The organism is Nonomuraea muscovyensis, from assembly GCF_014207745.1.
GTDB classification, from domain to species: domain Bacteria; phylum Actinomycetota; class Actinomycetes; order Streptosporangiales; family Streptosporangiaceae; genus Nonomuraea; species Nonomuraea muscovyensis.
The window spans coordinates 1,455,782-1,479,673 of sequence record NZ_JACHJB010000002.1; the positions used below are offsets into that span (position 1 = coordinate 1,455,782).

Genomic DNA, 23,892 nt, shown 5'->3' on the forward strand with positions numbered 1-23,892 from the left:
GATGCTGGGCGGGTGCTTCCCCCGATGGACGAGCTGCGCGAGCGCGTCACCGCCCACCTGGCGGCGTTCTCGCGCAGGCAGGCCCCGACGGCCGCCGGGCTGCGCGCGGCCGCCGTCACCGTGTGCGTGCTGGAGGATGCCGCCCGCGGGCCGTACACGATCCTCATCAGGCGCGCCCCGCGCGGGCGCAACGCCGGCCAGTGGGCGCTGCCCGGCGGCCGGCTGGACGACGGCGAGCGACCGGTCGAGGCGGCGCTGCGCGAGCTGGCCGAGGAGACGTCCGTGCGGGGCGTGGAGGTGGCGGGGCTGCTCGACGACTACGTCACCGACTCCGGGTTCGTGATCACGCCGGTGGTGGCCTTCGGCGGCGCTCAGCGCCCGGTGGGCGATCCGCGCGAGGTGGCCTCGGTGCACGAGGTGCCGCTGGAGAGGTTCCTGCGGCCGGGGGTGCCGCGCTGGCGCCGCGGGCTGCTGCAGATGCCGCTGGGCCCGTCGATCACGGTCCACGCGCCGACCGGCGCGATTTTGTGGCAGTTCGCCGAGGTGGCGCTGCGTGGCCGTGAGCTGCGGGTCTCCCACGTCGCCCAGCCACATTGGACCAGGACCTGACTGATTCTTTGGGCCGGATGGAATACGGATCACCGGATGTCCGTTAGAGTCGAATGGCCGATGTGGTCTGTGTCCCCCGGGCCGCAAATTACCGCCTTCACGGAATACCGTTCGGCTGGAGCCGTGTTGTGCATCTCGCCGAGGAGGCGACCGCCACATCGGCCTTAACGCTTTTCCCAGGCGCTCCGGCTCCGGCCGGGGCGCCTGCTCTATGGTGGGGTGGCCGATTGACGACCCTCCCAGGAGAGCCCGTTGCTGTACCAAGTGGTCAAGTTCGCCGCGACACCGCTCGCCCACGTGATGTGGCGCCCGCACATCTCCGGGGCGGCCCACGTGCCGAGGACGGGCCCCGCGATCCTGGCCGCCAACCACCTGTCCGTGCTCGACTCGTTCCTGCTGCCCGCGCTGCTGCCGAGACACGTCACCTTCGCCGCCAAGAACGAGTACTTCAACGGCAACCCGGTCTCCGGCTGGTTCATGCGGCTGGGCGGCAGCCTGCCGACCGACCGCGAGAGCGCCCACGCCGCGCAGTCCATGCTCGACGCGGCGGCCGGCCTGCTGGAGCAGGGCGAGTTGTTCGGCATCCACCCCGAGGGCACCCGCTCCCCCGACGGCCGCCTCTACCGCGGCAAGATCGGCGTGGCCTGGCTGGCGCTCAAGACCGGCGCCCCGGTGCTGCCCGTCGCGCTCAGCGGCACCGAGAAGGTGCTCCCGGTGGGGGCCACCGTCCCCCGCCCGGCCCGGATCGGCATCACGATCGGCGCGCCGATGACGTTCGAGGGCGACCACAGCAACGCCCGAGACCGGCGCCGCGTCACCGACGACATCATGGCGGCCATCCAGAAGCTGTCCGGCCAGGAGTACGTGCCGACCTACGCGGCGAGCTTCAAGGCGGCGCAAGGGATGTCCTAGATCTTGGCTAGGCTCTGAGGTTCTTCCGAGCAGGCGTGCCGACCGATCAGGGGGCTGACAGTGGCGCGTGGCCGTACCATCGTGATCATTTCCGGCATCACCGTGCTGGCGGCGGGGGCCGCCGGCGGTGGCGCATACTGGCTGCTGCACACCCGGGGGTCGCCCGCCGAGACCGCGCAGCGTTTCGCCGCCGCCTGGGAACGGGGCGACACCGCGGCGATGACGGCCCAGCTGGCCACCCCGCAGCCGCTCACCGCGTACGAGCAGATGCGCACCGGCCTGGGCGTGGAGTCGGCGAAGGTGGAGCTGGGCCGGGCCACCGAGACCGACGGCCGGGCCAGTGTCCCCTACACGGCGACGCTCACGCTGAAGAACCTCGGCGAGTGGACCTACCAGGGCGACCTCGACCTGGCGGTGGCCGACCGGGCCTGGAAGGTGGCCTGGACGCCCGCCGCGCTGCATCCGTCGCTGGCCCAGGGCACCACGTTCCAGCTCAAGACGCGCTGGCCCGAGCGTGCCGAGATCACCGACGCCGAGGGCGACCGCATAGACACCGATGCCGTCGGCGGCTCGGTGCAGCAACTCGTCGGCTACCTCGACAAGGCGACCAAGAAGGACGTCGCCAGGCTCGGCTCCGCCTACAGGCCCGGCCAGGCGATCGGGCGCGGCGGGCTGCAGGAGACGTTCCAGGAACAGCTCGCGGGCACGCCGACGACGGAGATCCAGGCCGGCGGCAAGACGCTGCACACGATCAAGGGCGCTCCCGGTGAGCCGGTGCGGACCACGCTCGACCCCAAGGTGCAGGCGGCCGCCGTCGCCGCCGTGAAGGACGTCGCCAAGCCCACCTCTCTGGTGGCGGTCGAGCCGGCCAGCGGCGAGATCCTGGCCGTGGTCAACAACCGGGGCGGCTTCAACCGGGCGCTCGACGGCCGCTACGCGCCCGGCTCGACGTTCAAGGCCGTCACCGCGATCGGGTTGCTGGCCGACGGGATGTCGCCGCGTGACACGGTGACGTGCCCCCAGTACGCGACCGTCGGCGGGCTGCGGATCCGCAACTCCGAGAAGGCGGAGTTCGGGTCGCTGTCGTTCCTCGACTCCTTCGCCCACTCGTGCAACACCACGTTCGCGCCGCTGGCGCAGCAGCACCTCGGGGCGGCCAAGCTGCTGGAGACGGCAGAGCAGGTCGGTTTCAACCAACCGCTGGCCATCGGGGTCCCGGCCACCAAGGCCAGCATGCCCCGGGCGACGTCCGACGCCGAGCTGGCGGCCGAGTCGTTCGGACAGGCCAAGATCACGGCGAGCCCGCTGTCGATGGCGGCCGTGGCGGCCGCGATCGCCGACGGCACGTGGCGTCCGCCCACGCTGGTGCCCGGCCTGAAGCAGAAGGCGGCCGAGCAGCCGCTGCCCGACGGGGTCAAGGAGGACCTGCACGCGATGATGGCGGCCGTGGTGACCAAGGGCACGGCCAAGGCGGCCGGCCTGCCGGCGGGGACGCACGGCAAGACCGGCACGGCCGAGTACGGGTCGGGCGAGAAGCTCGACTCGCACGCCTGGTTCATGGGGTTCAAGGGCGACGTGGCGTTCGCGGTGGTGGTCGAGGGAGGCGGTGGAGGCGGCAAGGTCGCCGCCCCCATCGCCGCCGACTTCCTGCGCGCTCTCTGACCGCCCCCGGCACGGCGGTCAGGTGAGGAAGCGCCGCACCTCCTCGGCGACCCGTTCCGGCCGCCCGCCCGCGGCCGTGTTGTTCGCGGCCGCGTGGCCGAGCCCCGCCAGCTCGGCCCGCCGCGCGCCCGGCAGCACCTCCTCCAGCGCGGTCAGCGCCTTCTTCAGGTAGGCCGGACTGCGGGAGCCGCCCAGCAGCAGCACCTCGGCGCGCACCTGCCGGAAGGCGCCCACGTCGTCAGCCGTCTCGGCCACCATCCGGGCGTCGTGGTGCAGCGTCGGCGCCAGCTCCCGGAACGTCGGCTCCTCCCCCGCGCCCTCCCGCTCCTGGCGGGCGATGAAGGTGGTGGTCAGCCGCTCCAGCAGCCACCGCGGCAGCACCCGGAAGGCGGCCGGCCCCATGCGGGTGGCGCGCATGCCGGTGACCAGGGCGGCGGCCACCCTGCCCGCCGCGATCTCCCGGTCGAAGCGGTCCAGCCAGCCGGTCGGGTTCGAGCCGCCGATGTCCAGCGGCGGCTCGAAGGCGACGAGCCGCCGCAGGCCGGGCCGCGCCAGCGCGGCGCGCAGCGCGATGATGGCGCCGGAGCTGATGCCGACGACGTCGCGCGCGCCGGTGGCGGTGAGCAGCGCGTCGAGGTCCTCGACGTCCTTGTGGAGGCGGTGGTCCGCGCCGTACGGGCCGCTCGTGCCGCGCCCGCGCCGGTCGGGCAGGTAGCAGGTGAACGAGCCGGCCAGTGACCGGGCCAGCTCGACGAGGCCGGCGCCGGACTGCATGGCGCCGTGCAGCAGCACGACGCCAGGGCCGCGGCCGATGACGCGGTAGGCGATGCCGGTGCCGTCCTCGGACGTCACGCGGCCGGTGGAGGTGCGCGAATCTGTCATGGTCTCCCCTTCGGGCAGGTCGGCCCACGCGGAGAGTCCCCGGCTATCCTTGCCTGTGCCATCTCGGTGCCGGATCCGCCGCGCGGGTTCGTGTGATCGGGATCTGCGGGCCCCGGCGGCGGTGTTGCAGCACCTTCGCCGGGGCCCTTTTCGCTGTCAGTCGGTGACGGACCCCCTTTCGGCGAGGCCGGCCACGTCCGGGGCCAGGCGCCCCGTCCGGTGGTAGGCACGCCACTGCTCCAGACCGGGGAACGTGCCCGCGGCCAGTTCGTCCAGCAGCGACCGGGTCCAGGCGGCCTCGGCCTCCCGCATGGCCAGCGCGTACTCCGACTCCACGAGGAACAGCCGCGGGATCTGCGCCCGTTCGCGGTCGAGCGCGGCCCGCTGCGCCGCGATGCGCGTCTCCAGGGCCTCCAGGCGCCGGCGCAGCAGCGTGGTCACCTCGTCGGGCGCCAGGCCGGCCATGACCGACAGGCCGGCCTCGAACCGGGGATGCTCCTCCTCCGGGGTGGACAGCAGCTCGCGCGTCCAGTCCTCGAGCTCCGCCCGACCGGCGTCGGTGACGCGGTAGACGGTCCGCTCGGGCCGGCCGCCCTCGCGGCTGCTCTGCGCCGCCTCGATGAGGCCGTGCTTGTCGAGGTTGTGGACGACCGTGTAGAGGGAGCCCCATTTGACGGCCATGTCGCGATCCTTGCCGCGGGCGCGCAGGACCGAGGCCATCTCGTACGGGTGCATCGGCCGCTGCACGAGGGCCGACAGGACGGCGAGCGCGAGCAGGTTGCCGACCTTGCGCCGCTTCGTCACGCCGCCTCCTCGTCGCCGATTATCCGTATACGAGTATACGGCCGCGAGCAAGCCTTGGGTAGGAGGCCGCCCTCAGCCGCCCACCCGGGTGGCCGACGACGCCCCGGGTGCCCGCATCAAGAACCGGTCGAGGTGTGCTGCACATCCTTCGCGACCGGGACGACAGAGGTGGCCATGCCGTCCAGGGTGAGCCGGAGCGTCGGGGAGATGGTGCCGCCGAAGCCGGCCCGTGCCTGCGCGGCTGCCGCGTTGCGGAGGTCCATGCCCTGGTGGGAGCGGTAGTTGGCGAAGCTGACCACGTGGAGGTCCGGCAGCACCAGCCAGGCGTAGGCCTGGTCGGGTTCGGAGGAGGGATTCTGGAGCACGAGCCCGGAGCCGTTGAGCGGTTCGTAGGGTCCGGTCAGGCTGGGCGCGGCGAAGCCGTACAGCCCGGTGGGCGCGCGGCCGGGCGGGTGGAAGGTGTGGCGCTGGGTGCAGAAGAAGAGGTAGTACCAGAAGTCGTGGACGATGACGTGCGGTCGTTCGAGCTCGTGGTTGACGCCTTCGGCGACGAGCAGAGGCGGGAGCAGCGACCACGTGTCGCCCCGTGGCTCGGCGAGGGCGATCGCGCCGGTGAAGCCGTCCTGCCAGGCGGTGGATGCGGCGACGAGCAGATGGTCGCGCCCGTCGGCCGGGTCGCGGAACCAGCCGGGATCGCGGAAGGCCCGGATACGGCCCGGTGCTCCGTCGGCCTCGTCGGCCGGCAGGTACATCCGGCCGTCGGAGCGCAGGACCTCTCGATGCTCGGCGTCTTGTTGCAGCAGGATCCGGCCACGGTCGGCGATCAGGAGAGGGCGGGTCTCGATGACGCTCTGCCGGTAGGTCGGGCGTGCCTCGCCGCGCCGTCCGGCGGCCGTGTAGAACACCGACACGGTGCCGTCGGGCCGGCGGACCGCCGATCCCGACCATTCGCGGCTGCCGGGCGAGGCGTCGTCGGCGAAGGCGTTCCCGAGGTCTTTCCACTCCGCGCCGTTCCTGCCGAGCAGCCGGATCCGGGCCTGATCGTGGCGCTCCTCGGGGTGGCCGAGAGCGGGCGCCGACAGGGCCATCCACAGCTCGTGGCCGCCGGCCACACTCGTCGAGCCGTCCTCCTCCTGGATCGGCCACAGGTCCCAGAGGTCGTAGTCAGGCAGGATCCGCGGTACGGCCGCCGGGTCGATGACGGGCGCCGTCGTCACGCCGGTCTCGGCAAGCAGATCGAGGTGCCGGCGGGTCCAGTACGCCGGTCGGCCACCGCTCATGCGGCACCCTGCCGGCGGCGGTGACCACCGGCCCGTTCGGGACGCACGACCGATCCGCTCGCCGTTCCTGGACGTCCTCGTGGGACCATGGATGACCTCTTCTTTTCACTCGTGGGATGGACGCTCCGCGCCGCCACTCGCCTGGGCGTCAGCGCCGCGCACACCCGCTTCGTCCCGCCCGCCTCGATCCCGCCGCAGAGCGGCGGCGTCGCGCTCATCGCCGTCAGCCCTTCAGGGAGCCCTGGAGCAGAGCCTTGACGAAGTGGCGCTGGAAGATGAGGAAGATCACGAGCGTGGGTGTCAGGATCAGCAGCGATCCGGCGCACAGCAGCGGGATGTCGGTGCCCCACTGGCCCTGGAAGGCGCCCAGGGCGCCGGACATGGTGCGCTTGGCGGGATCGTCCACCAGGACGATGGCCAGCAGGAACTGGTTCCAGGTCCACAGGAACAGCAGGATGCCCAGGGATGAGATCGCCGGCATGGCCAGGGGGACGTGGATGCGCCGGAAGAGCTGCCACACGTTGGCGCCGTCCATCCGTGCGCTTTCGGACAGCTCGCCCGGCATGTTGACGAAGTGGGCGCGCATCCAGAAGACGCTGAACGGCATGAACAGGCCGATGAGCGGCAGAATGATGGCCCAGCGCGTGTTCAGCAGCCCCATGTCGCGGATCTGGTAGTACAGCGGCGTGATGATCCCCTCGAAGGGGAGGGTCAGGCCGAGCACGAACAGCAGGAAGATGACACGGCCGCCGATGACGCGCAGGTGGCCGATGGCGAAGCCGGCCATGGTGCCCAGCAGGATCGAGACGGGCACCACGCCCAGCACGATGAGGACGCTCGACTTCAGCAGTTCGCCCATGTTCGCGGCCTCGAAGGCCCGCAGGAAGTTGTCCCACTGCGGGTCGTCGGGCCAGGCCAGCCCGGCCGGGTAGGTGCCCGAGGGGTGCAGGGCGGTGACGAACAGGCTGAGGAACGGCAGGAGCGTGACCGCCATCATGAGGATGAGCAGCAGCCGGCCGGTCCAGGCCTCCCGCCCTGCGGTGATCATCGGTTGCCGTCCTTTGCGAACCACTGGATGGGAAGGGCACAGGCGATCACGAGGACCATGAGGACCACGGCCAGAGCCGAGGCCATGCCCACCTCGCGCTCGGAGAAGGCGAGGTAGAAGATCTGCAGGCCGGGAACCATGGTCGTGTTGCCGGGGCCGCCCTGGGTGGCGATGTAGATGATGTCGAAGCTGGACAGGGCCGCGATCACCGTCACGGTGACGCAGACCGCGATCTCCTGGCGCAGGCTGGGCACCGTGATGGAGACGAACTCCCGCCACGGGCCGGCGCCGTCGAGTCGGGCGGCCTCATAGAGCGCCGGGTCGATCTTGCTCATGCCGGCCAGGAGCAGGAGCGTGCACAGGCCGAGCAGCACCCACGCGCCGATCATGCCGACCGCCGGCAGGGCGGTGGCGAAGTCGCCCAGCCAGGCCCGGGTCACCCCGCCGAGGCCGATGATCGAGAGCAACTGGTTGATCACTCCGGTGGAGGCCAACAGCCAGCTCCACGCGATGCCGGCCGCCACCAGCGGGATGACCTGTGGCAGGAAGAGCACGGTCCGCGCCACGAGGGCGAGCCTGCTGGCGGCGATCCGCCGGATCGTCGCGGCGATCGCCAAGCCCAGCACGACCGGGATCGCGCTGAAGAACACGATCAGCTGGAAGGCGTTCACCAGCGAGTCGGACAGGTCCGGATCGGTGAAGACCTTGCCGTAGTTGGCCAGCCCCACCCAGGTGGAGGCGCCGATGCCGTTCCACTCGTACAGCGAGTACTGAAACGTCAAGACGGTCGGGCGCAGAACGAACACCGCGTAGAAGACGAGCGCCGGGGCGACGAACAGCCAGCCGACCAAGCCGCGCGGGTCGCCCAGCTTGGTCACGGCCGGCCGCCGGTGCGCGGATCGGGCGCCGGCGGAGCGGGTCATCAACTGCCTCAGTTCCCTTCGAGCTGGCCGGCGTAGTCGGCCTGGACCGTCTTCAGCAGCTCCTGCGGGGTCTGCTGCCCGGCCACCAGCTTCTGCAGCTGCGGCGTCCAGCTCTTGGCGTAGATGGCGCCGGTGGCGTTGGCGATGAAGTCCATCGCGCCGTTGTCCTCGGCGATGTCCGCCCCGGCCGCCAGAGTGCTCGCGGTGACCTTGTCCGCTGCCACGGCCGGCATGTACGCCTCGGCCGGTCCCATCGGGCGTGATCCGCCGACCTCGACGCCGATGTCGCGGGCTCGCTGGTCGGTGGCGACCCAGTTGAGGAAGAAGGCGGCGCAGTCGGCGTTCTTGGCGTTCGCGGCGATCCCGAAGGTGAGGGGCGCCGACATGGCGGCGAGCTTGCCGCCCTGTTGCGCCGGCGGCATCAGGGAGAAGCCGACGTTGCCCGGCATCTGCTTGTCGAGGTTGCCCGACTCCCAGTCGCCGTTGAACATGAACAGGCCCTGGCCGTCGATGAAGCGGCTCATCATGGTCGCGTAGTCGAGCGCGTTGACGTCCTTCGGGAAGTATCCTGCCTTGATCCATTTCTCCAGGTGCTGGGTGGCCCGCAGGTTCGACGGGGTGTCGATGGTGGCGCCGGGCTTTTGGAAGATCCAGTCGTTGACGGGCCCGGCCGGGCCGTAGGAGGCCATGAGGTTTTGCAGCGGGAACGCCAGGCCGCCGGTGGCGCCGCCGTTGAACTGCACGATGGGCGTGATGCCCGCGTTCTTGGCCTTGTCCAGCACGTGGTCGAGCTCCGCCAGCGTGGTGGGCGGCGTGGACATCCCGACCTGGGCGGCGAGCTTCTTGTTGTAGAAGACGCCGGTCATGCTGAAGTTGAGCCCCAGGGCGTACAGCGAGCCCTCACCGCGCGGGCGCCCGCCCGGGCCCAGGCGCAGCTGTTCGAGCTGCGAGGCCGGCCACTTGTCCCAGCCGAACGCCGTCGCATATCCGTCCAGGTTCTTCAGCAGGTTGTCCTTGACCAGCTCGGAGACCTGGGGCAGGCGCATCAGGTCGGGCGGGTTGTCCGCCAGCACCCGCGGGGCGTTCTGCGTGATGACCGCGAACTGGTCCTCGCGGATGTCCCAGGTGACGTTCGGGTGCTGCTTGGTGAACTCGGTGGTCAGCGCCTTGGGCAGCGGGAAGCCGGCCTCGAAGTAGCCGTTGAGCTTGATCGGCGCCGAGCCGCAGGTGGGCGCCGCGGACATCGACGACGCGCTGGTGGCCTGGGGCTGCGGACTGTTGCCGCCGGGAGCCGCACAGGCGGCGGTCAGCGTCCCCATGGCGATCACAAGCGCGGCCCCGGACCTGCCGGGGCGGACTCGACGAGCCATGTGCATCTCCTCTGCTGCTTGGGACAATCGGCACCTGGCTGATGTCCCGACTCCGTTGCTAAATCGGGTTAGCGCCCGATAGTCTCACCATGCGCGTCGCACGATGTCAACCCCCTGTAACACACTCTTGACGATCGGAGATCTTGGGTGAGCCCACGACGGGTCACGCTGGCCGATGTGGCAAAGGCCGCCGGTGTCTCGCGCCCGACCGCCTCGCTCGTGCTGTCAGGCCGCGGCCGCGAACTGCGCATCTCTCAGGACGTCGAACAGCGCGTCCTGCGGGCCGCCGAGGAGTTGCAGTACCGGCCCAACATCGTCTCCGTGGGGCTGCGAACGGGCACCTCCCGCACGATCGGCTTCGTCTCCGACACCGTCGCCACCTCACGGCTGGCCGGTGACATGATCAAGGGGGCGCTCGAGGCCGCCCGTGAGCGCGGCTTCATGCTGTTCATCGGCGAGACCGAAGGCGACGCCGAACTCGAACGCCGCCTGCTGCAGGCCATGCACGACCGCCAGGTCGACGGGCTCATCCTGGCCTCGATGTTCACCCGCACCATCAAGGTGCCCAAGGCCATCACGGCTGTGCCCGCGGTGCTGCTCAACGCGCTGCCCAAGCAGCCCACCCCCCTGCCCGCCGTCCTGCCCGACGAGGTCGAGGCCGGCCGCCGCGCGGCCCGCGTCCTGCTCGACGCCGGCCACCGCGACGGCATCTACCTGATCGGCGCCGGTCCGGGCCTGCGCAACGTGCCCTCCGAAAGCCTCGCGGCGGTGGAACGGCTCGTCGGCATCCGTGAGGCGCTCGGCGAGGCGGGCGTCAAGGTGGCGGGCGCTCGCACCTGCCCCGACTGGCAGCCGGAGTACGGCCTCGCCGCGACGCGGGACCTCCTGCGGACCATTCAGCCGCGTGCGCTGATCTGCTTCAACGACCGGATCGCGATGGGCGCCTACCAGGCGCTCGACGACTTCGGGCTCAAGGTGCCCGCGGATGTCTCCGTCGTGTCCTTCGACGACCATCCCATCGCCTCGTGGGTGCGGCCGCAGCTGACCACCGTGGCGCTGCCCCATTACGAGCTGGGCCGTAAGGCCGTGGACGTGCTGTTCACCGAGATCGAGCGCGACCGTGCGGACACCGAGCAGTCGGGCCAGGTGCACCGGGTTCCGATGCCCGTCCGCAACCGCGAGTCCGTCGCGCCGTCACCCACCGCCGAGAACTCCGGCTGAACGCCGCACCTCGCGTTGATCACGTCGGCCTCCCCGCGAACAGCGCTTCACGCCCTCACCCCGAGGTTGCGACAGAAGTTGCGGTGGTACGTCAACGAAGCGGCAGGCTCGGGGCGGCGAGCACGGCGTGGCCGTTGACGGCGCTCGCCATGCTGGAGGGGAGGCCACCGCCGCCAGCCGGCCGGGCAAAGGTGTTGGATGTCCGGCGGATGCCACAGGGACCTCAAGTACCGGGTTCGGCCCCGCGTTCCGGGGAAGCAGGGCCACGCCGTGGTGGAGGACGCGCGCAACCTGTTCGCCGAGGAAGAGTGGCGCACCACCGGAACGGCGGAACGCGCCCGACGGCCAGGGGCAGAGGTCAGGCCGACGGCCAGCGGCCAGAGGTCAGAGGTCAGAGGGAGGCGGCCAGGGCGAGGCCGGCGGCCTCCTGGCGTAGCACCATGATGAGCAAGGTCGCGATCAAGGTCGCGATGACCAACCAGCTCACCGCGATGATGACGGTCGAGCGGCGTGGCATGCGCCTGACCCCGGCGGGGCCCACGGCCCGCGCCTCGCTGCGACGCGCCCGCTCGTTGAACGACTCAAGTCGCGCCACGAGCCGTGGATCGTCGTCGACGAGGTGACGCTCGATCTGTGCCAGCATCCTCTCCTCGTCCTGCGACCAGGCCATAGATGCACCTCCGGAACGCAAGCTCTGTGCGGGGTTTGTGCCCAACCCTGAAGATCATTAGCCACTGCCTGGTGAGGTAATTGCAGTGTCTTTCCCTTTGCGATCACGCTCGAATGCCTGTTCTAATAAGGTATGCGCTGGGACAATCTGCGTCTTGAAGGCACCGATCATGACGATCCGGTCGTGCCGCTCTTCGCGCGCGGCGCGGTGGCCCGGACGTTCGACACCCCCGAGTTCCGGGGGTCGACCTTCTACGAGATCCACGCGCGGTCGATCATCAACCGGGTCCCGGTGGGCAGCCACGTCCCGTTCGGCCACACCATCAATCCCTACCGAGGGTGCGGGCACCGCTGCCTCTACTGCTTCGCCCGGGGCACGCACCGCTACCTCGACCTCGACGCCGGGGCGGACTTCGACTCCAAGATCATCGTCAAGGTCAACGCGGCCGAGCTGGCCCGCAAGGAGCTGGCCTCGCCCCGCTGGCGCGGCGACCACGTGGCCATGGGCACCAACGTCGACTGCTACCAGCGCGCCGAGGGCCGCTACCAGTTGATGCGCGGCATCCTGGCCGCCCTGCGCGACGCCGCCAACCCGTTCTCCGTCCTCACCAAGGGCACGCTCATCCTGCGCGACCTCGACCTGCTCACCGAGGCGGCCGAGGTCACCGAGGTGGCCACCAACATCTCGGCCGGCTTCCTCGACTCCGACGCCTGGCGCTCGACCGAGCCCGGCACCCCGCACCCGGGCAGGCGCCTCGAGACCTGCGCCACGCTCAACGACCACGGCGTCCCCTGCGGCGTGCTGATGGCGCCGATCCTGCCCTACCTCACCGACTCGCCCCGCGAGCTGGAGCGCACGGTCAAGGAGATCGCCCAGGCGGGCGCCACCCACGTCACGCCCATCGTGCTGCACCTGCGTCCCGGCGCGCGGGAGTGGTGGCTGGCCTGGCTCTCGCGTGAGCATCCGCGCCTGGTGCCGCGCTACCTGGAGCTCTACGGCAGGGGCGCCTACGCTCCCAAGGCGTACCAGCAGCGCGTCACAGGCCTGGTCAAGGAGCTGGCCGCGCGCCACGGCGTCGGCCGGGCGACCCCGGCCCGGGCCCGCCGCCTCTCCGCGCGACCCCCTGAGCCGTCCCCCGCTCCCCCGGCCGCCGGGCCCGAGCAGCTCACGCTGCTCTGAACCCACGCGACCAATGGCGCCATGTCGGTTTCTAGTGCCAAATGGGTACTAAGCCGCTTAGTGTGCCGAAGAAGCACGCATGGTTCATACGGGGGTAAAACCATGTCCGACGCCAAAAAGAAACCGATCGCCAAGTCCGGCAAGGCCAAGAAGCAGGCGATCAAGACCGGCCGGCAGGCCAAGGACGCCAAGAAGGAAGCCCGCAAGCCGGACGAGACATAGCCGACACCTGGGCCGACACCTGGGCCGACACCTGGGCCGACACCTGGGCCGACACCTGGGCCGACGCCTGATCCGGTGACGTGAGCCGGCGGCCCGGGCGGGCGGCCGGGACGCCGCCCACCGCCCGCCCTGCGGCCGACGGCGCGACCGGCCACGCACCAGCGCGAGACTCATCTCGATCAAGGTGCAACCTTAAGACCATTTGTCGCGTCTAAAGATCATAGGTGGGGATAGCGCCACGGGGATGAACGGTGCACTCCACCTGAGCGAGACAATATGCCGGCGGTGAGGGCACGTCCTCATCGCCGGCCACGCGTGTTTTCCGACACTTGACGCCAAGGGGGATCCCACAGGTGCGCGCACTGGCACGCAAGGGCAGATCAGCGATGGTCCGGTTGTACCGGGGGTACAACCGGCGCAAGGCGCGCAACGCGCCGCCCCCCTCCGCTGACCGGGTCCGCATCCTGCTGCTCCACGCCAACGGCATGGGCGGCACGATCCGCACCGTGTTCAACCTCGCCAGCTACCTGGCGCGCGACCGGGACGTCGAGATCGTCAGCATCCTCAGGGAGGCTGAGGAGCCGTTCTTCCCGATCGACCCCCGGGTCACGTTCCGCTTCCTGGACGACCGGATCGACCCCAGCCCCGACCCGCTGCGGGCGATGCTGTCGAAGATGCCGAGCAGGCTCATCCCCAAGGAGGAGACGGCGTACCACCGTTTCAACCTGTGGACCGACCTCAAGCTGGCCCGCTACATCCGCTCCCTGGACGGCGGGGTGCTCATGGCCACCCGGCCGGGCCTCAACCTCGTCATGGCGCAGCTCGCGCCCCCCGGCGTCATCACGGTCGGCCAGGAACACGTCGCCCTGCGCACCCAGGCCGAGCCGATGCAGGAGCTCATCAAGTGGCGCTACCGCCGCATGGACGCCCTCGTCACTCTCACCAAGGCCGACCTGCGCGACTACCGCGAGACCCTGCCCAAGAAGCCGAAGCGCCTGGTCCGCATCCCCAACGCCGTGCCGCCGATGACCGGTGACGTCGCCAGGCTCGACGCCAAGGTCGCCATCGCGGTGGGCCGGATGACCCGGATCAAGGGCTTCCACCGGCTCATCACCGCCTGGGAGCAGGTCGCCCAGGTGCATCCCGACTGGCAGTTGCGCATCTTCGGCGCGGGCCCGCAGGAGGACAACCTGCGCACCCAGATCGCCGAGGCCGGTCTGGAGGGCAAGGTGATCCTGCCCGGCCCCACCTCCGACGTGGGCGCCGAGCTGGAGCAGGCCTCCATCTACGTGCTCAGCTCCCGTCACGAGGGCTTCCCCATGACCATTCTGGAGGCCATGGCCAAGGGCCTGTCCATCGTGAGCTTCAACAGTCCGCACGGCCCCAAGGAGATGATCACTGACGAGGTCGACGGTCTCCTGGTCAAGCCGCGTACCAACGCCAACCTCGCCGCCGCCGTCATCCGCGTCATCGAGGACGGGGAACTGCGGCGGCGGCTGGCCGCCGGCGCGCTGGAGACCGCCCGCACCTACGACCTCGACGCCGTCGGCGCCCGCTGGGACGCGCTGCTGGACGAACTGGTCGCCCGCCGCAACGGCACCTGGGTCCGGCCTCAGACGGCCGACAGCCCTCAGGCGGCCGACAGCTCGACCGGCTCGGCGATGACGTCGACCAGCGCGCCGTTGCGGTAGACCGTGATCGGCAACGGCCTGCCGATCGCCTCGGCGAACATCAGCCGTTGCAGCCCCTGCGCGTCGCCGAGCGGGTTGCGGCCCGCGCTCAGCACGAGGTCGCCCGCCCGCAGGCCCGCCCGGTCGGCGGGCGAGAGGGGCACCACCTCCATCACGCGCAGGGCGTTGTCCTGCCCGGTCCGCTGCCGCAGCGGCTCGGGCAGGGGCGCCGGCGACGTCACCAGGCCCAGGTAGGCGCGCCGGACGCGGCCGTCCCTGACCAGGGCGGCGATGATCGAGCGGGTGGTGGCGTTCACCGGCACCGCCAGGCCGACCCCCACTCCGGCGACCGCCGTGTTGACGCCGACGACGCGGGCGCGCGCGTCGGCGAGCGCCCCGCCGGAGTTGCCGGGGTTCAGCGCGGCGTCGGTCTGGATCACGTCCTCGATCAGCCGGACGGCGGAGCCGCTGCGCGCGGGCAGCGAACGCCCCAGTCCCGACACCACGCCGGCCGTCACCGATCCGGTGAGCCCGAGCGGGTTGCCCACCGCCACGACGAGCTGGCCGACGACCAGTTCGTCGCTGTCGCCCAGCTCCGCCGGCTCCGGTGTGGCGCCGTCCGCCCTGATGACGGCCAGGTCCGACAGCGGGTCGCGCCCCACCACCCGGAAGGCGCCGGACGACCCGTCGGCGAACGCCACCGTCCCGGACGCGGCGGAGCCGACCACGTGCGCGTTCGTGAGCAGTAACCCGTCGGGGGCGAACACCACCGCCGAGCCGCCGCCCCTGCCGGCCCGCACCGCGGCCACCTTCGGCAGCAGCGCGGCGGCCACCGACGAGACGATCTGCGAGTAGAAATCCATGCTTACATCATTACGCCGCAACCAGGTGCCGCGCGACGGTAGGTCAGAGGTCGGCGGTGAACACCACATCCACCCAGTAGTTGCTCGCCTGGTAGCTGCCGGTGGGGAAACTGTTGGCCGCTCCGTACCGGTACACCCCGTTGCCGCCCACCGAGCCGCTGTCCGGTGCGACGAGCGGCCCGTTGGCGTACTGCGTGGAGAAGTACGACCTGTTCAGCGCGTAGAACCCGGACGTGGTGTGGTAGGAGACCACGTACGTGGTGTTCGCGGTGATCGCCACAGGCGTCGCGAAGTCCATCCGCTGCCAGCCGCTCGCCGTCTCGCCGGTGAACGTCACCGACGCGAGCAACTGGCCGCCGCTGGTCCACAGGCTGCCCGTGTGCGTGCCGGTGTTCTGGGCTCCCTTGAAGAACTTCACGCCCCGCACCGTCCCGCTCGTCGTCGCCCTGAACTTCAGGCCCAGGGTCACCGCGTTCGGATCATCCGCCGACTGCACCGCCGGAAGCGTCGTGTCGCTCCACAGGCTGCTCGTCACGGGAGGCTGGCCGGAGGGGGTGAACAGGACGTCCACCCAGTAGTTGCTCGCCACGTACGTCCGGTTGGGGAAGACGCTGCTCGACGCGTAGCGGTACACGCCGTTGCCGCCGCTCGCGCCGCTCGCCGGAGCCGTGAGGGGCCCGCTCACCACCGGGGCGGTGAAGTACGAGGTGTTCTGCGAGTACTCGCCCTCGGGCGCGAAGTACGAGGCGATGTAGGTGGTGCCGGGGCTGACCTGGACCGGGGTCGAGAACCGTGCCTGCTGCCATCCGCTGGGCGTCTCGCCGGTGAACGTCACCCTCGCCAGCAGTTGGCCGCCGCTGGTCCACAGGCTTCCGGTGTGCGTGCCGGTGTTCTCCGGGCCCTTGTAGAACCTGATCCCCGTCACGGTGCCGGCGGTCGAGACCTGGAACTTCACGCCGAGTTCGACCGAACGGACGTCGTTCGCCGAGGCCACGGCGGGCACCGCGGACGACGGGAAGAGGCTGCACGGGCAGCTCGAGGAGAGGGTGAGGGTGGTGGGGGGCGCCTGGATGTTGCCGCTGTCGTCCACCGCCCGCACCATGATCGTTTTTTCGCCGCTGCCCTCGATCGTCCAGGTGGTCTCCCACTCGGTGCGGCCCGTCGCCTGACGCCACCGCGCGCCGCCGTCGGTGGACACCTCCACGGCGGCCACGACGCCTCCGCCGGAGTCGGCCGCCGTGCCCCGGACCACGATCGAGCCGGAGCCCACGCTCTCCCCGGCGGCCGGGCTGGTGATCGTGGCGGTCGGCGGGGTGGTGTCGGTCGACGCGGTGGCCGCGACCAGGCCGGGCTGGAGGCTGGCCGGCTGGGCCCGCATGTCGGCGAGCAGGTTGACCGTCGCCTGCCGCATCCTGACGTCGGTGGGGGTGCCGGGGAAGTCATGGTTGGCGTCCAGGCCCCACGACCACTGCACGGTGCCGGCGCCGAAGACGAGCGCGCCGCTCGCGACCTTGTACAGCGTCAGGCTGTGCGTCGCCGTACCGGCGCCGTAGATGGTGCCGAAGTCCTGCAGGTACTTGGACGAGGTGGACACCGTCGTCCGGGACAGCCGCACCGTGCCGGGCGGCGTGAAGTCGTTGTCCGGCGCCTCGTCCCACTCGAAGCCGAGTGTCCCGACGGGAAGCGTCGCGCTCTGCCCCGGTTGCAGGGCGGCCACCGAGGTGTTGCGCCAGAACCGCATCGGCCCGTACTCGGCCGGGACAGTGATGGCGTCGCTGACGGGGCCGTTGACCATGAAGAACGTCCCGCTCGCGCGGTTCTCCGGCCGGCCGCCGTCGGACGGGGGCGAGAATCGCGGGTCGCGCCAGGTCCCGGTCCACTCGGGGCTGGGGTCGATCTTGGCGTCGGCGTGGGTCTCCTTGTAGCACACCAGCGTCCGGAACGGCGTGTTCGTGCCGTCGATGCTCGGCTGCCACCGGGTCTTCCAGAAGATCTCGTTGCCGGAGAAGAACGCCACGTTGACGCCGTCGTCGCGGGCGCTCTCCACGTTGTCCCGCATCTCGTTCGACCAGTATTCGTCATGGCCGACCGACAGGAACACCCGGTGCTCCACGAGTTCCTGGCCGCGGGAGGCGGTGTCCACGCCGGAGGAGTAGCTCACGTCGTAACCGTTGGCCTCCAGCCAGCGCACCATGGGGTACTCGGCGCCGAAGAAGAAGGTCTCCGGGGCGTCGCTGGTGGTGGTGCCGCGGGTCCGGAACGGGCGGTTGTAGCTGACCTTGTAGGCGCGGCCGGCGGGCGAGCCAAAGTACAGGCTGTTGCCCCCGTACCTGTTGTAGGCCTGCCAGGTGGTGTCGGAGGTCTGCAGCAGTATGTCCGATCCGCGGGTGTCGTCGCGCACCACGAAGATGATGTGACTGGCGCCGGTCGGACCGTCCTCGCGGACCAGCTTGGCGATGTAGACCCCGGACACGGCGTCCGCCGGCACCGGCCAGGACGCCGACACGGCCCAGCGCCCGCAGTCGATCAGCCCGGTCTGCGTCTCGATCGCGCACGCCGGCTGCTGCTGCGGCAGGGGGACCGACGGCTCGACGGTCGTGATCTTCCGCGCGCCCATTCCGCCGTAGTAGCCGATGCGGTAGATGTCGAGGCGATAGTTCGTCGCCGTGGTCTCCACCTTGAAGCGTACGGTCTCCCCTTTGTGGACGCTCATCTGCGTCGCGTAACCCTGGATGGCGCTGCTGCCCGCCCCCGCCACGTCCCATTCGCTGGGTGGGTTGCCGGGTTTGTTGTTCTCCTCGCAGATGACGGATGCACCCGTGCACACCGCCGCCTTCGCCGCGGCTCCGCCGCCCGCGCGGATCTCCCTCTCCTGCTGCCGCGCCCCGTCGGCGGCCAGGGCGGCGAACGCGGCCGCCCCTCCCGCGCGACCACCCTCCGGGCGGCTCTCGGCGGCCGGCGCAGACGGTGACGCCAGGGCCACGCCCGCGGCCAGCGCGACGGCGGACCAGATTCGGAACAGCACGCGCCCAGCCACGCCTTACCCCCAATAAACGATCACCGGTATCCGGGGATACTAGGCAGAACGCGTGGCCGCATATCGCCACAGCGGGGAAACGACGCCTCTAGACAGGAAAAGGGCGTGTCGCTCTGGTTGGACCTATAAATACGCATAAATCCGCACCCGCCAGGTGGGGCGCGGGGTTCCGCGGAACAGGTGCCGCGACACCGTGTCGAAGCGGCCGAACCCGGGCATCTCTCTAGAGAAGTGCCGGTCTCCTCACCCCCGGAGGCGCGCTTGACCACCAAAGACGTCGTCGCCCTGCTGGCCGGAGCCGTCATCCTCGCCGCGCTCGCCGGCAAGGGCACCGGCGCGGGCGAGGCCGCCGCCGGTCACGCCACCGCCGCCAGCCCGCTCGGCAACGCCGGCGGCACCCTGCCGGGCCTCGCCCCCGTCACCGGCCGCGCCGACCGGGCCGCCGCCCGCGCCCTCATCCAGGACCTGCGCGTACGAGGACGCGGTCCCAGCACCGGCTACGCCCGCACCCGCTACGGCGACAACTGGGCCGACACCGCCACCGGCGTCCCCTACGCCCGCAACGGCTGCCGCACCCGTGACGACCTCCTCGCCCGCGACGGCCAGGACGTCGTCTACCGCGAGGGCTCGCCGTGCGTGGTGGTCGCCATGCGGCTCACCGACCCCTACACGGGCCGGACGATCGACTGGCGCAAGAGCGACGCCGACGAGGTGCAGGTGGACCACGTCGTCCCGCTCGCCTACGCCTGGCGCATGGGCTCCGCCCGCTGGCCCATGTCCAAGCGGCTCGACTTCGCCAACGACCCGCTCAACCTGCTGCCCGTCGACGGGGCGGCCAACGAGCAGAAGGACGCCTCCGGCCCGGCGAGCTGGCTGCCGCCGCAGCGCCGCGTCCGCTGCGCCTACGTCACCCGCTTCGCGCAGGTGGCGCTCAAGTACGACATCCCCGTCACCGGGCCCGACAAGAACGCCATGCTCACCCAGTGCCGGTGAGCCGGGCCGTCGCCGGGCCCGAGGGCTGTCAGCGGGTGTCGGCCCAGTCGAAGCCGCGCGGGAAGGTCAGCTCGGCCAGCGCCCGCTGCCCGTCCGCGTTCGGGTGGAAGTAGTCCCACCCGCTGATGTGGTCGAGCGTGAACCGGTAGCGGAACACCGCGCCCCCGTCGGTGCGGCACGCCTGCCCCAGGGCCGCGCACGCCTCGGCCGCCTCCCGGTTGTAGGCCATCACCCGTTCCCGCACCCGGTCGCGCCGCTCCACGTCCGCCCGCTTGACCGACGTGGGGCGGGCCAGCATCGTCTGGCAGATCCGCCCCACCGCCCAGAACGTCCGCGCGAACCCGTTGCCCTTGCCGACCTGCCACAGCCGCCGCAGGTCCGGGATGCTCGCCACGAACACCCGCACCCCGGGCACCCCGTCGCGCAACGCCGCCAGCGCCTCGTCCAGACGCCTGCGGTAGGTGTCCACCGGTGTCATCTCGCGTTCGGTGCGCACGCACGCGTCCTGGGCGCCGATCAGGATCGTGACGTAGCCCGGCTTCAGCTCGATCGCCCGCCGCGCCTGCGCCATCAGCCCGGCGCTCGTCGCGCCCGGCACCGCGAGGTTGGTGTTGTGCCCCCTGATGCCGCCGTCCAGCCGCAGCAGCCGCTGGTAGTGGCTGGCGATCGGGGCGTGGTCGCCGGTCGACCACGACCGGGACGGGCACGGGACGTACCAGCCGCAGACGTTGTAGCCCGCCGAGATGGAGTCGCCCAGCGCCACCATCGTGCCCGGCACCGGCACCCGCGACGACGCGGCCTGCGCCGTACCCGAACCGGCGAGGACCGTCACGGCGGCCACCACGGACGACAAGCGACTGATCATGGGCCCACGGTAGGGACCACGTCGGTGTCCCACCCCGCATCCACGGCCGCGGCGGCCATTTCTGAACCCACTTCATATCGCCGCTTGACAGTACGGAGTCGAGCCGGATGCCCTCTATGGGGGCCATATCCTGGATCGGCAGCGTATCCGGGCATTCGCGGGGGTCCCAGTCGAACGTGTTCAGTTCCCGCATAGAGTGTCTTGGGTGAGTGTCGCGCTCGGAACCACCCGCCCGCTGCCGGTTCGCACAACCCCTGTGAGCGACCCCGGCGACCTGCTGGCAGCCCTGCCCAGGACCGCACCGTACGCGTGGGTCCGGCACGGCGAGGGTCTCGTCGGCTGGGGAGAGGCGGCCCGCGTCACGGTGCCCCCGGGCCCGGACCGGTTCGCCTGGGCGCGCGGGTGGCTGGCCACCGTGCTCGGCGACGCCCACGCCGCCGGCCCGCTCAACGGCCCCGGGCCCGTCGCGTTCGGCACGTTCACCTTCGACGAGGACTCCCCCGGCTCCACCCTCGTCGTGCCGCAGACCGTCCTGACCCGGCGCGACGGCCGCGCCTGGCTGACCACCGTCGGCGAGCCCCAGCAACTGCACGCCTTCGACCCGCCGCGCCCGCCGGGCCGCATCCGCTACGGCGACGGCAGCCTGACCGCCCCCGAGTGGGAGCACATCGTCGCCCGCGCCGCCCGCCGCATCCGCGACGGCGAGCTGGAGAAGGTGGTGCTCGCCCGCGACCTGCTCGCCACCGCCGAGTACCCGGTCGACGTACGCCTCCTGCTGGCCCGCCTCGCGCACCGCTATCCGGAGTGCTACACCTTCTCCGTCGCGGGCCTCGTCGGCGCCACCCCCGAGCTGCTGGTCCGGCGCACCGGCAAGCAGATCGAGTCCCTGGTCCTGGCGGGCACCACCCCGCGCGGCACCGGCGCGGCAGACGACATCGCCCGCGGCGCCGCCCTGTTCGCCTCCGAGAAGGACCGCCACGAGCACGAGTGCGCCATCGCCTCCGTGCGCCAGACCCTCGCCCCGCTGTGCGCCGAGCTGCACACCCCCGCCGAGCCGGAGCTGCTCGTCCTGCCGAACGTCCAGCACCTGGCCAGCCACGTCAGCGGCCGGCTCGCCGACGGCGCGTCCGTGCTCGACGTGGTCGCGGCCATGCACCCCACAGCCGCCGTCGGCGGCACCCCCACCGACACCGCGATCAAGGTCATCCGCGAGCTGGAGGGCATGGACCGCGCCGGCTACGCCGGACCGGTCGGGTGGATCGACGCCCACGGTGACGGCGAGTGGGGCATCGCGCTGCGTTCGGGCATCGTCGACGGCCGCCGCGCCCGGCTGTTCGCCGGCGGCGGCATCATGGGCGACTCGGACCCCGGCTCCGAGCTGGCCGAGGCCCAGGCCAAGTTTCGCGTCATGCAGTACGCCCTGGAGGGCTGATCAGACGTCGTCGGTCACGGTGTCCCGCGACGCGGACCCGCCGCGGGCGGTCAACCCGATCATGATCAGCCCGTGGACCAGGAGCCCCCGCCGACCGCCCGGAGGGCTCATGGGGCGGCGAGGTGGATGCCCTCACCCGGAGCCACCCGCGCCCGGCCCGCCGTGAGCGTGGCGACCCAGTCGGCGAACGCGTCCACCTCGTCCTCGCCCACCGCCACCACGAAGTCGACGGCCGCCCCGTAGGCCACCTCGCGCAGGGCGTAGCGGGAGGCGCGCAGGTCGTTCTCCACGCGTCCGGCCTGGTCATGGGCCACGGACACGCGCACCACCCTGGCGGGCACCATGCGCGCCACCGTCCCGCCCGCCTCGGCCTGGTCCAGCGTCTCCGTCACCGCCGACCCGTACGCGCGGACCAGCCCGCCCGCCCCCAGCAGCACCCCGCCGAAGTAGCGGGTCACCACCGCCACCACGTCGCTGAACCCCCGGCCCACCAGCGCCTGGACCATCGGCGTGCCGGCCGTGCCGCCCGGCTCGCCGTCGTCGTCGCCCTTCTGGACGCGCTGCCCGACGACGTAGGCCGTGCAGTTGTGCGTCGCTGCGGGGTGCAGCCGGCGCCGCTCCGCGATGAACTCCACCGCCTCCTCCACCGTGCGCGCCGGGGCGACGGCGCAGACGAAACGCGAACGCTTCGCCTCGGTCTCGTGCTCGACGCGGTCCTTGACGGTGAGGTAGGAGGTCACGCAGCCAAGTTACCGCCTTTACAACGTAGATCAGAATTCGCGTCGATGGGTCTCCGCCGCCACCGGGGGCCCGTAACGCTGGGACGACCGGCGGCGAGCGAGGCCGCCCCGCACCTGGCCACCACGTGCGAGTGGCCCCGCCACGGGCGGCTCGCGAGGAGTCGCCCCTGGCGGGAGCGTTTCCGTGCGCGACCGGCGGTCGCGCACGGATGGCCGCTCGGGCCGCGCGGTCGCCCGCAGGGGTGCGGGTCAGCGGGTCGGGGCGAGGGTGCGTTTGCGGGAGGCGTAGATGTCGTCGATCAGCCCGTAGGTGCGCGCCTGCTCGGCCGTGAAGATGCGGTCACGCTCGATGTCGCGCCGGATGTCGAGCTCGGACCGCCCCGTGTGCCGGGCGAGGATCGCCTCCTGCTGGTCGCGCATGCGCAGGATCTCGCGCGCGTGGATCTCCAGGTCGCTGGACTGGCCGCGCCCGCCCTCGGTGGCCGGCTGGTGGAGCAGGACACGGGCGTGCGGCAGGGCGGCGCGCTTGCCGGGCGCGCCGGCCGCCAGCAGGACCGCCGCCGCCGAGGAGGCCTCGCCGATGCAGACCGTGTGGATCTCCGGCCGGACGAACTGCATCGTGTCGTAGATGGCGGCCATGGCGGTGAACGAGCCGCCCGGTGAGTTGATGTAGAGGTTGATGTCCTGGTCGGGGTCGATCGACTCCAGGGTGAGCAACTGCGCCATCACGTCGTTGGCCGCGGTGTCGTCGATGGGTGTGCCGATGAAGATGACCCGGTCCTCAAACAGCTTGTTGTACGGGTTCAGCTCCTTGACGCCGTAGGCGGTGCGCTCCACGAAGGAGGGCAGCACGTAGCGTCCGCTCATGTCAGTTGGTCCCTTCGGCGATGTGGTCGACGAATCCGTACTCCAGCGCCTCCTGGGCGGTGAACCAGCGGTCACGGTCGGAGTCGGCCTGGATGCGTTCGAGCGGCTGGCCCGTGTGGTGGGCGATGATCTCGGCCATCCGGCGCTTGGTGTAGAGCATGTTCTCGGCCTGGATCTGGATGTCGGCGGCCGAGCCACCGATGCCGCCGAGCGGCTGGTGCATGACGACCCTGGCGTTGGGCAGGATGTAGCGCTTGCCCGGGGCCCCGGCGGACAGCAGGACCTGCCCCATGGACGCGGCGAAGCCCATGGCGACCGTCGCCACGTCACACGGCACGAACTGCATCATGTCGTACAGCGCCAGACCGGCGTGCACCGAACCGCCCGGCGAATTGATGTAAAGGGTTATGTCGCGCTTCGGGTCCTCCGCGGCCAGCAAAAGCAGCTCGCCGCAGAGCCGGTTGCATATCTCGTCGTCGACCTCCTGGCCGAGAACGAGTATCCGCTCGTTGAGCAGGCGCCGGCTGAGCTGGTCGGGCCAGGGCGCGCGTGTGGTCTCCGTCATCGGTCGCCTTTCCGCCGTGGCTGCGCGAGCCGCCTGGGGCTTTCGCAGCCGTCGAATGCGTATCGAACTATTTCTCAG

The 23,892-nt window shown here is 71.2% G+C and carries 21 protein-coding genes; 8 read left to right on the forward strand and 13 right to left on the reverse strand.

Annotation, left to right across the window (positions count from 1 at the left end):
* Nucleotides 1-12 precede the first annotated feature (12 nt).
* From FHU36_RS23470 to FHU36_RS23480, 3 genes are all read left to right on the forward strand, one after another.
* Entirely contained in the window at nucleotides 13-609 is a 597-nt protein-coding gene (locus tag FHU36_RS23470) for an NUDIX hydrolase (RefSeq protein WP_312891765.1), read from the forward strand.
* 252 nt (nucleotides 610-861) lie between these two features.
* The gene (locus FHU36_RS23475) at nucleotides 862-1,521 is read left to right on the forward strand and encodes a lysophospholipid acyltransferase family protein (protein ID WP_246502547.1); all 660 of its coding nucleotides are present in this window, start codon (nucleotides 862-864) and stop codon (nucleotides 1,519-1,521) included.
* Nucleotides 1,522-1,602: 81 nt separating this feature from the next.
* Complete coding sequence (locus FHU36_RS23480; protein ID WP_312891766.1) at nucleotides 1,603-3,183, forward strand: penicillin-binding transpeptidase domain-containing protein; 1,581 nt, start codon at nucleotides 1,603-1,605, stop codon at nucleotides 3,181-3,183.
* A gap of 18 nt (nucleotides 3,184-3,201) precedes the next feature.
* On the opposite strand, the gene FHU36_RS23485 is transcribed toward FHU36_RS23480, so the two are convergent.
* From FHU36_RS23485 to FHU36_RS23510, 6 genes are all read right to left on the reverse strand, one after another.
* Nucleotides 3,202-4,065 carry an alpha/beta fold hydrolase gene (locus FHU36_RS23485; RefSeq protein WP_185086056.1) on the reverse strand — a complete coding sequence of 288 codons (864 nt, stop codon included), beginning with the start codon at nucleotides 4,063-4,065 and terminating at the stop codon, nucleotides 3,202-3,204.
* A 156-nt stretch (nucleotides 4,066-4,221) separates the two neighbouring features.
* A complete protein-coding gene (locus FHU36_RS23490; protein WP_185086057.1) occupies nucleotides 4,222-4,869 on the reverse strand; it encodes a PadR family transcriptional regulator in 648 nt (215 codons plus the stop codon).
* Nucleotides 4,870-4,985: 116 nt separating this feature from the next.
* Nucleotides 4,986-6,149 (reverse strand): glycoside hydrolase family 68 protein, encoded by a 1,164-nt coding sequence (locus FHU36_RS23495; RefSeq protein WP_185086058.1) that lies wholly within the window; start codon nucleotides 6,147-6,149, stop codon nucleotides 4,986-4,988.
* A 223-nt stretch (nucleotides 6,150-6,372) separates the two neighbouring features.
* Nucleotides 6,373-7,197, reverse strand: coding sequence for a carbohydrate ABC transporter permease (locus tag FHU36_RS23500; protein WP_185086059.1), 825 nt, complete (start codon nucleotides 7,195-7,197; stop codon nucleotides 6,373-6,375).
* Nucleotides 7,194-8,120 (reverse strand): carbohydrate ABC transporter permease, encoded by a 927-nt coding sequence (locus FHU36_RS23505; RefSeq protein ID WP_185086060.1) that lies wholly within the window; start codon nucleotides 8,118-8,120, stop codon nucleotides 7,194-7,196. Before FHU36_RS23505 ends, FHU36_RS23500 begins: the two co-directional genes overlap by 4 nt.
* Nucleotides 8,121-8,128: 8 nt before the next feature.
* Entirely contained in the window at nucleotides 8,129-9,490 is a 1,362-nt protein-coding gene (locus tag FHU36_RS23510) for an ABC transporter substrate-binding protein (protein ID WP_185086061.1), read from the reverse strand.
* A 147-nt stretch (nucleotides 9,491-9,637) separates the two neighbouring features.
* Between FHU36_RS23510 and FHU36_RS23515 the strand changes: the two genes are divergently transcribed.
* Nucleotides 9,638-10,711 carry a LacI family DNA-binding transcriptional regulator gene (locus FHU36_RS23515; RefSeq protein ID WP_185086062.1) on the forward strand — a complete coding sequence of 358 codons (1,074 nt, stop codon included), beginning with the start codon at nucleotides 9,638-9,640 and terminating at the stop codon, nucleotides 10,709-10,711.
* 391 nt (nucleotides 10,712-11,102) lie between these two features.
* On the opposite strand, the gene FHU36_RS23520 is transcribed toward FHU36_RS23515, so the two are convergent.
* Entirely contained in the window at nucleotides 11,103-11,381 is a 279-nt protein-coding gene (locus tag FHU36_RS23520) for a DUF3040 domain-containing protein (RefSeq protein WP_185086063.1), read from the reverse strand.
* A 132-nt stretch (nucleotides 11,382-11,513) separates the two neighbouring features.
* On the opposite strand from FHU36_RS23520, the gene FHU36_RS23525 reads away from it, so the two are divergent.
* A complete protein-coding gene (locus FHU36_RS23525; protein ID WP_185086064.1) occupies nucleotides 11,514-12,560 on the forward strand; it encodes an Rv2578c family radical SAM protein in 1,047 nt (348 codons plus the stop codon).
* Between the two features lie 575 nt (nucleotides 12,561-13,135).
* Nucleotides 13,136-14,473, forward strand: coding sequence for a glycosyltransferase family 4 protein (locus FHU36_RS23535; RefSeq protein WP_185086065.1), 1,338 nt, complete (start codon nucleotides 13,136-13,138; stop codon nucleotides 14,471-14,473).
* On the opposite strand, the gene FHU36_RS23540 is transcribed toward FHU36_RS23535, so the two are convergent.
* A complete protein-coding gene (locus FHU36_RS23540) occupies nucleotides 14,413-15,315 on the reverse strand; it encodes a S1C family serine protease (RefSeq protein WP_185086066.1) in 903 nt (300 codons plus the stop codon). The two genes, FHU36_RS23535 and FHU36_RS23540, sit on opposite strands and share 61 nt — an antisense overlap.
* 43 nt (nucleotides 15,316-15,358) lie before the next feature.
* Entirely contained in the window at nucleotides 15,359-18,340 is a 2,982-nt protein-coding gene (locus FHU36_RS23545; RefSeq protein WP_312891767.1) for a DUF4082 domain-containing protein, read from the reverse strand.
* 273 nt (nucleotides 18,341-18,613) lie between these two features.
* Here FHU36_RS23545 and FHU36_RS23550 point away from each other — a divergent pair, with 273 nt between their 5' ends.
* Nucleotides 18,614-19,345 (forward strand): HNH endonuclease family protein, encoded by a 732-nt coding sequence (locus FHU36_RS23550; protein ID WP_185086068.1) that lies wholly within the window; start codon nucleotides 18,614-18,616, stop codon nucleotides 19,343-19,345.
* Between the two features lie 28 nt (nucleotides 19,346-19,373).
* Here the strand turns inward: FHU36_RS23550 and FHU36_RS23555 are convergent, their stop codons facing one another.
* Nucleotides 19,374-20,210: an SGNH/GDSL hydrolase family protein gene (locus FHU36_RS23555; protein WP_185086069.1), complete on the reverse strand. Its 837-nt coding sequence runs from the start codon at nucleotides 20,208-20,210 to the stop codon at nucleotides 19,374-19,376.
* Nucleotides 20,211-20,415: 205 nt separating this feature from the next.
* Here FHU36_RS23555 and FHU36_RS23560 point away from each other — a divergent pair, with 205 nt between their 5' ends.
* The gene (locus FHU36_RS23560; RefSeq protein WP_185086070.1) at nucleotides 20,416-21,642 is read left to right on the forward strand and encodes an isochorismate synthase; all 1,227 of its coding nucleotides are present in this window, start codon (nucleotides 20,416-20,418) and stop codon (nucleotides 21,640-21,642) included.
* Between the two features lie 107 nt (nucleotides 21,643-21,749).
* Here the strand turns inward: FHU36_RS23560 and FHU36_RS23565 are convergent, their stop codons facing one another.
* The 3 genes from FHU36_RS23565 to FHU36_RS23575 form a co-directional block, all read right to left on the reverse strand.
* Nucleotides 21,750-22,382: a YigZ family protein gene (locus FHU36_RS23565; RefSeq protein ID WP_185086071.1), complete on the reverse strand. Its 633-nt coding sequence runs from the start codon at nucleotides 22,380-22,382 to the stop codon at nucleotides 21,750-21,752.
* 249 nt (nucleotides 22,383-22,631) lie between these two features.
* Entirely contained in the window at nucleotides 22,632-23,249 is a 618-nt protein-coding gene (locus tag FHU36_RS23570) for an ATP-dependent Clp protease proteolytic subunit (RefSeq protein WP_185086072.1), read from the reverse strand.
* Nucleotide 23,250: 1 nt separating this feature from the next.
* A complete protein-coding gene (locus tag FHU36_RS23575; RefSeq protein ID WP_185086073.1) occupies nucleotides 23,251-23,814 on the reverse strand; it encodes a ClpP family protease in 564 nt (187 codons plus the stop codon).
* Between the last annotated feature and the right edge of the window lie 78 nt (nucleotides 23,815-23,892).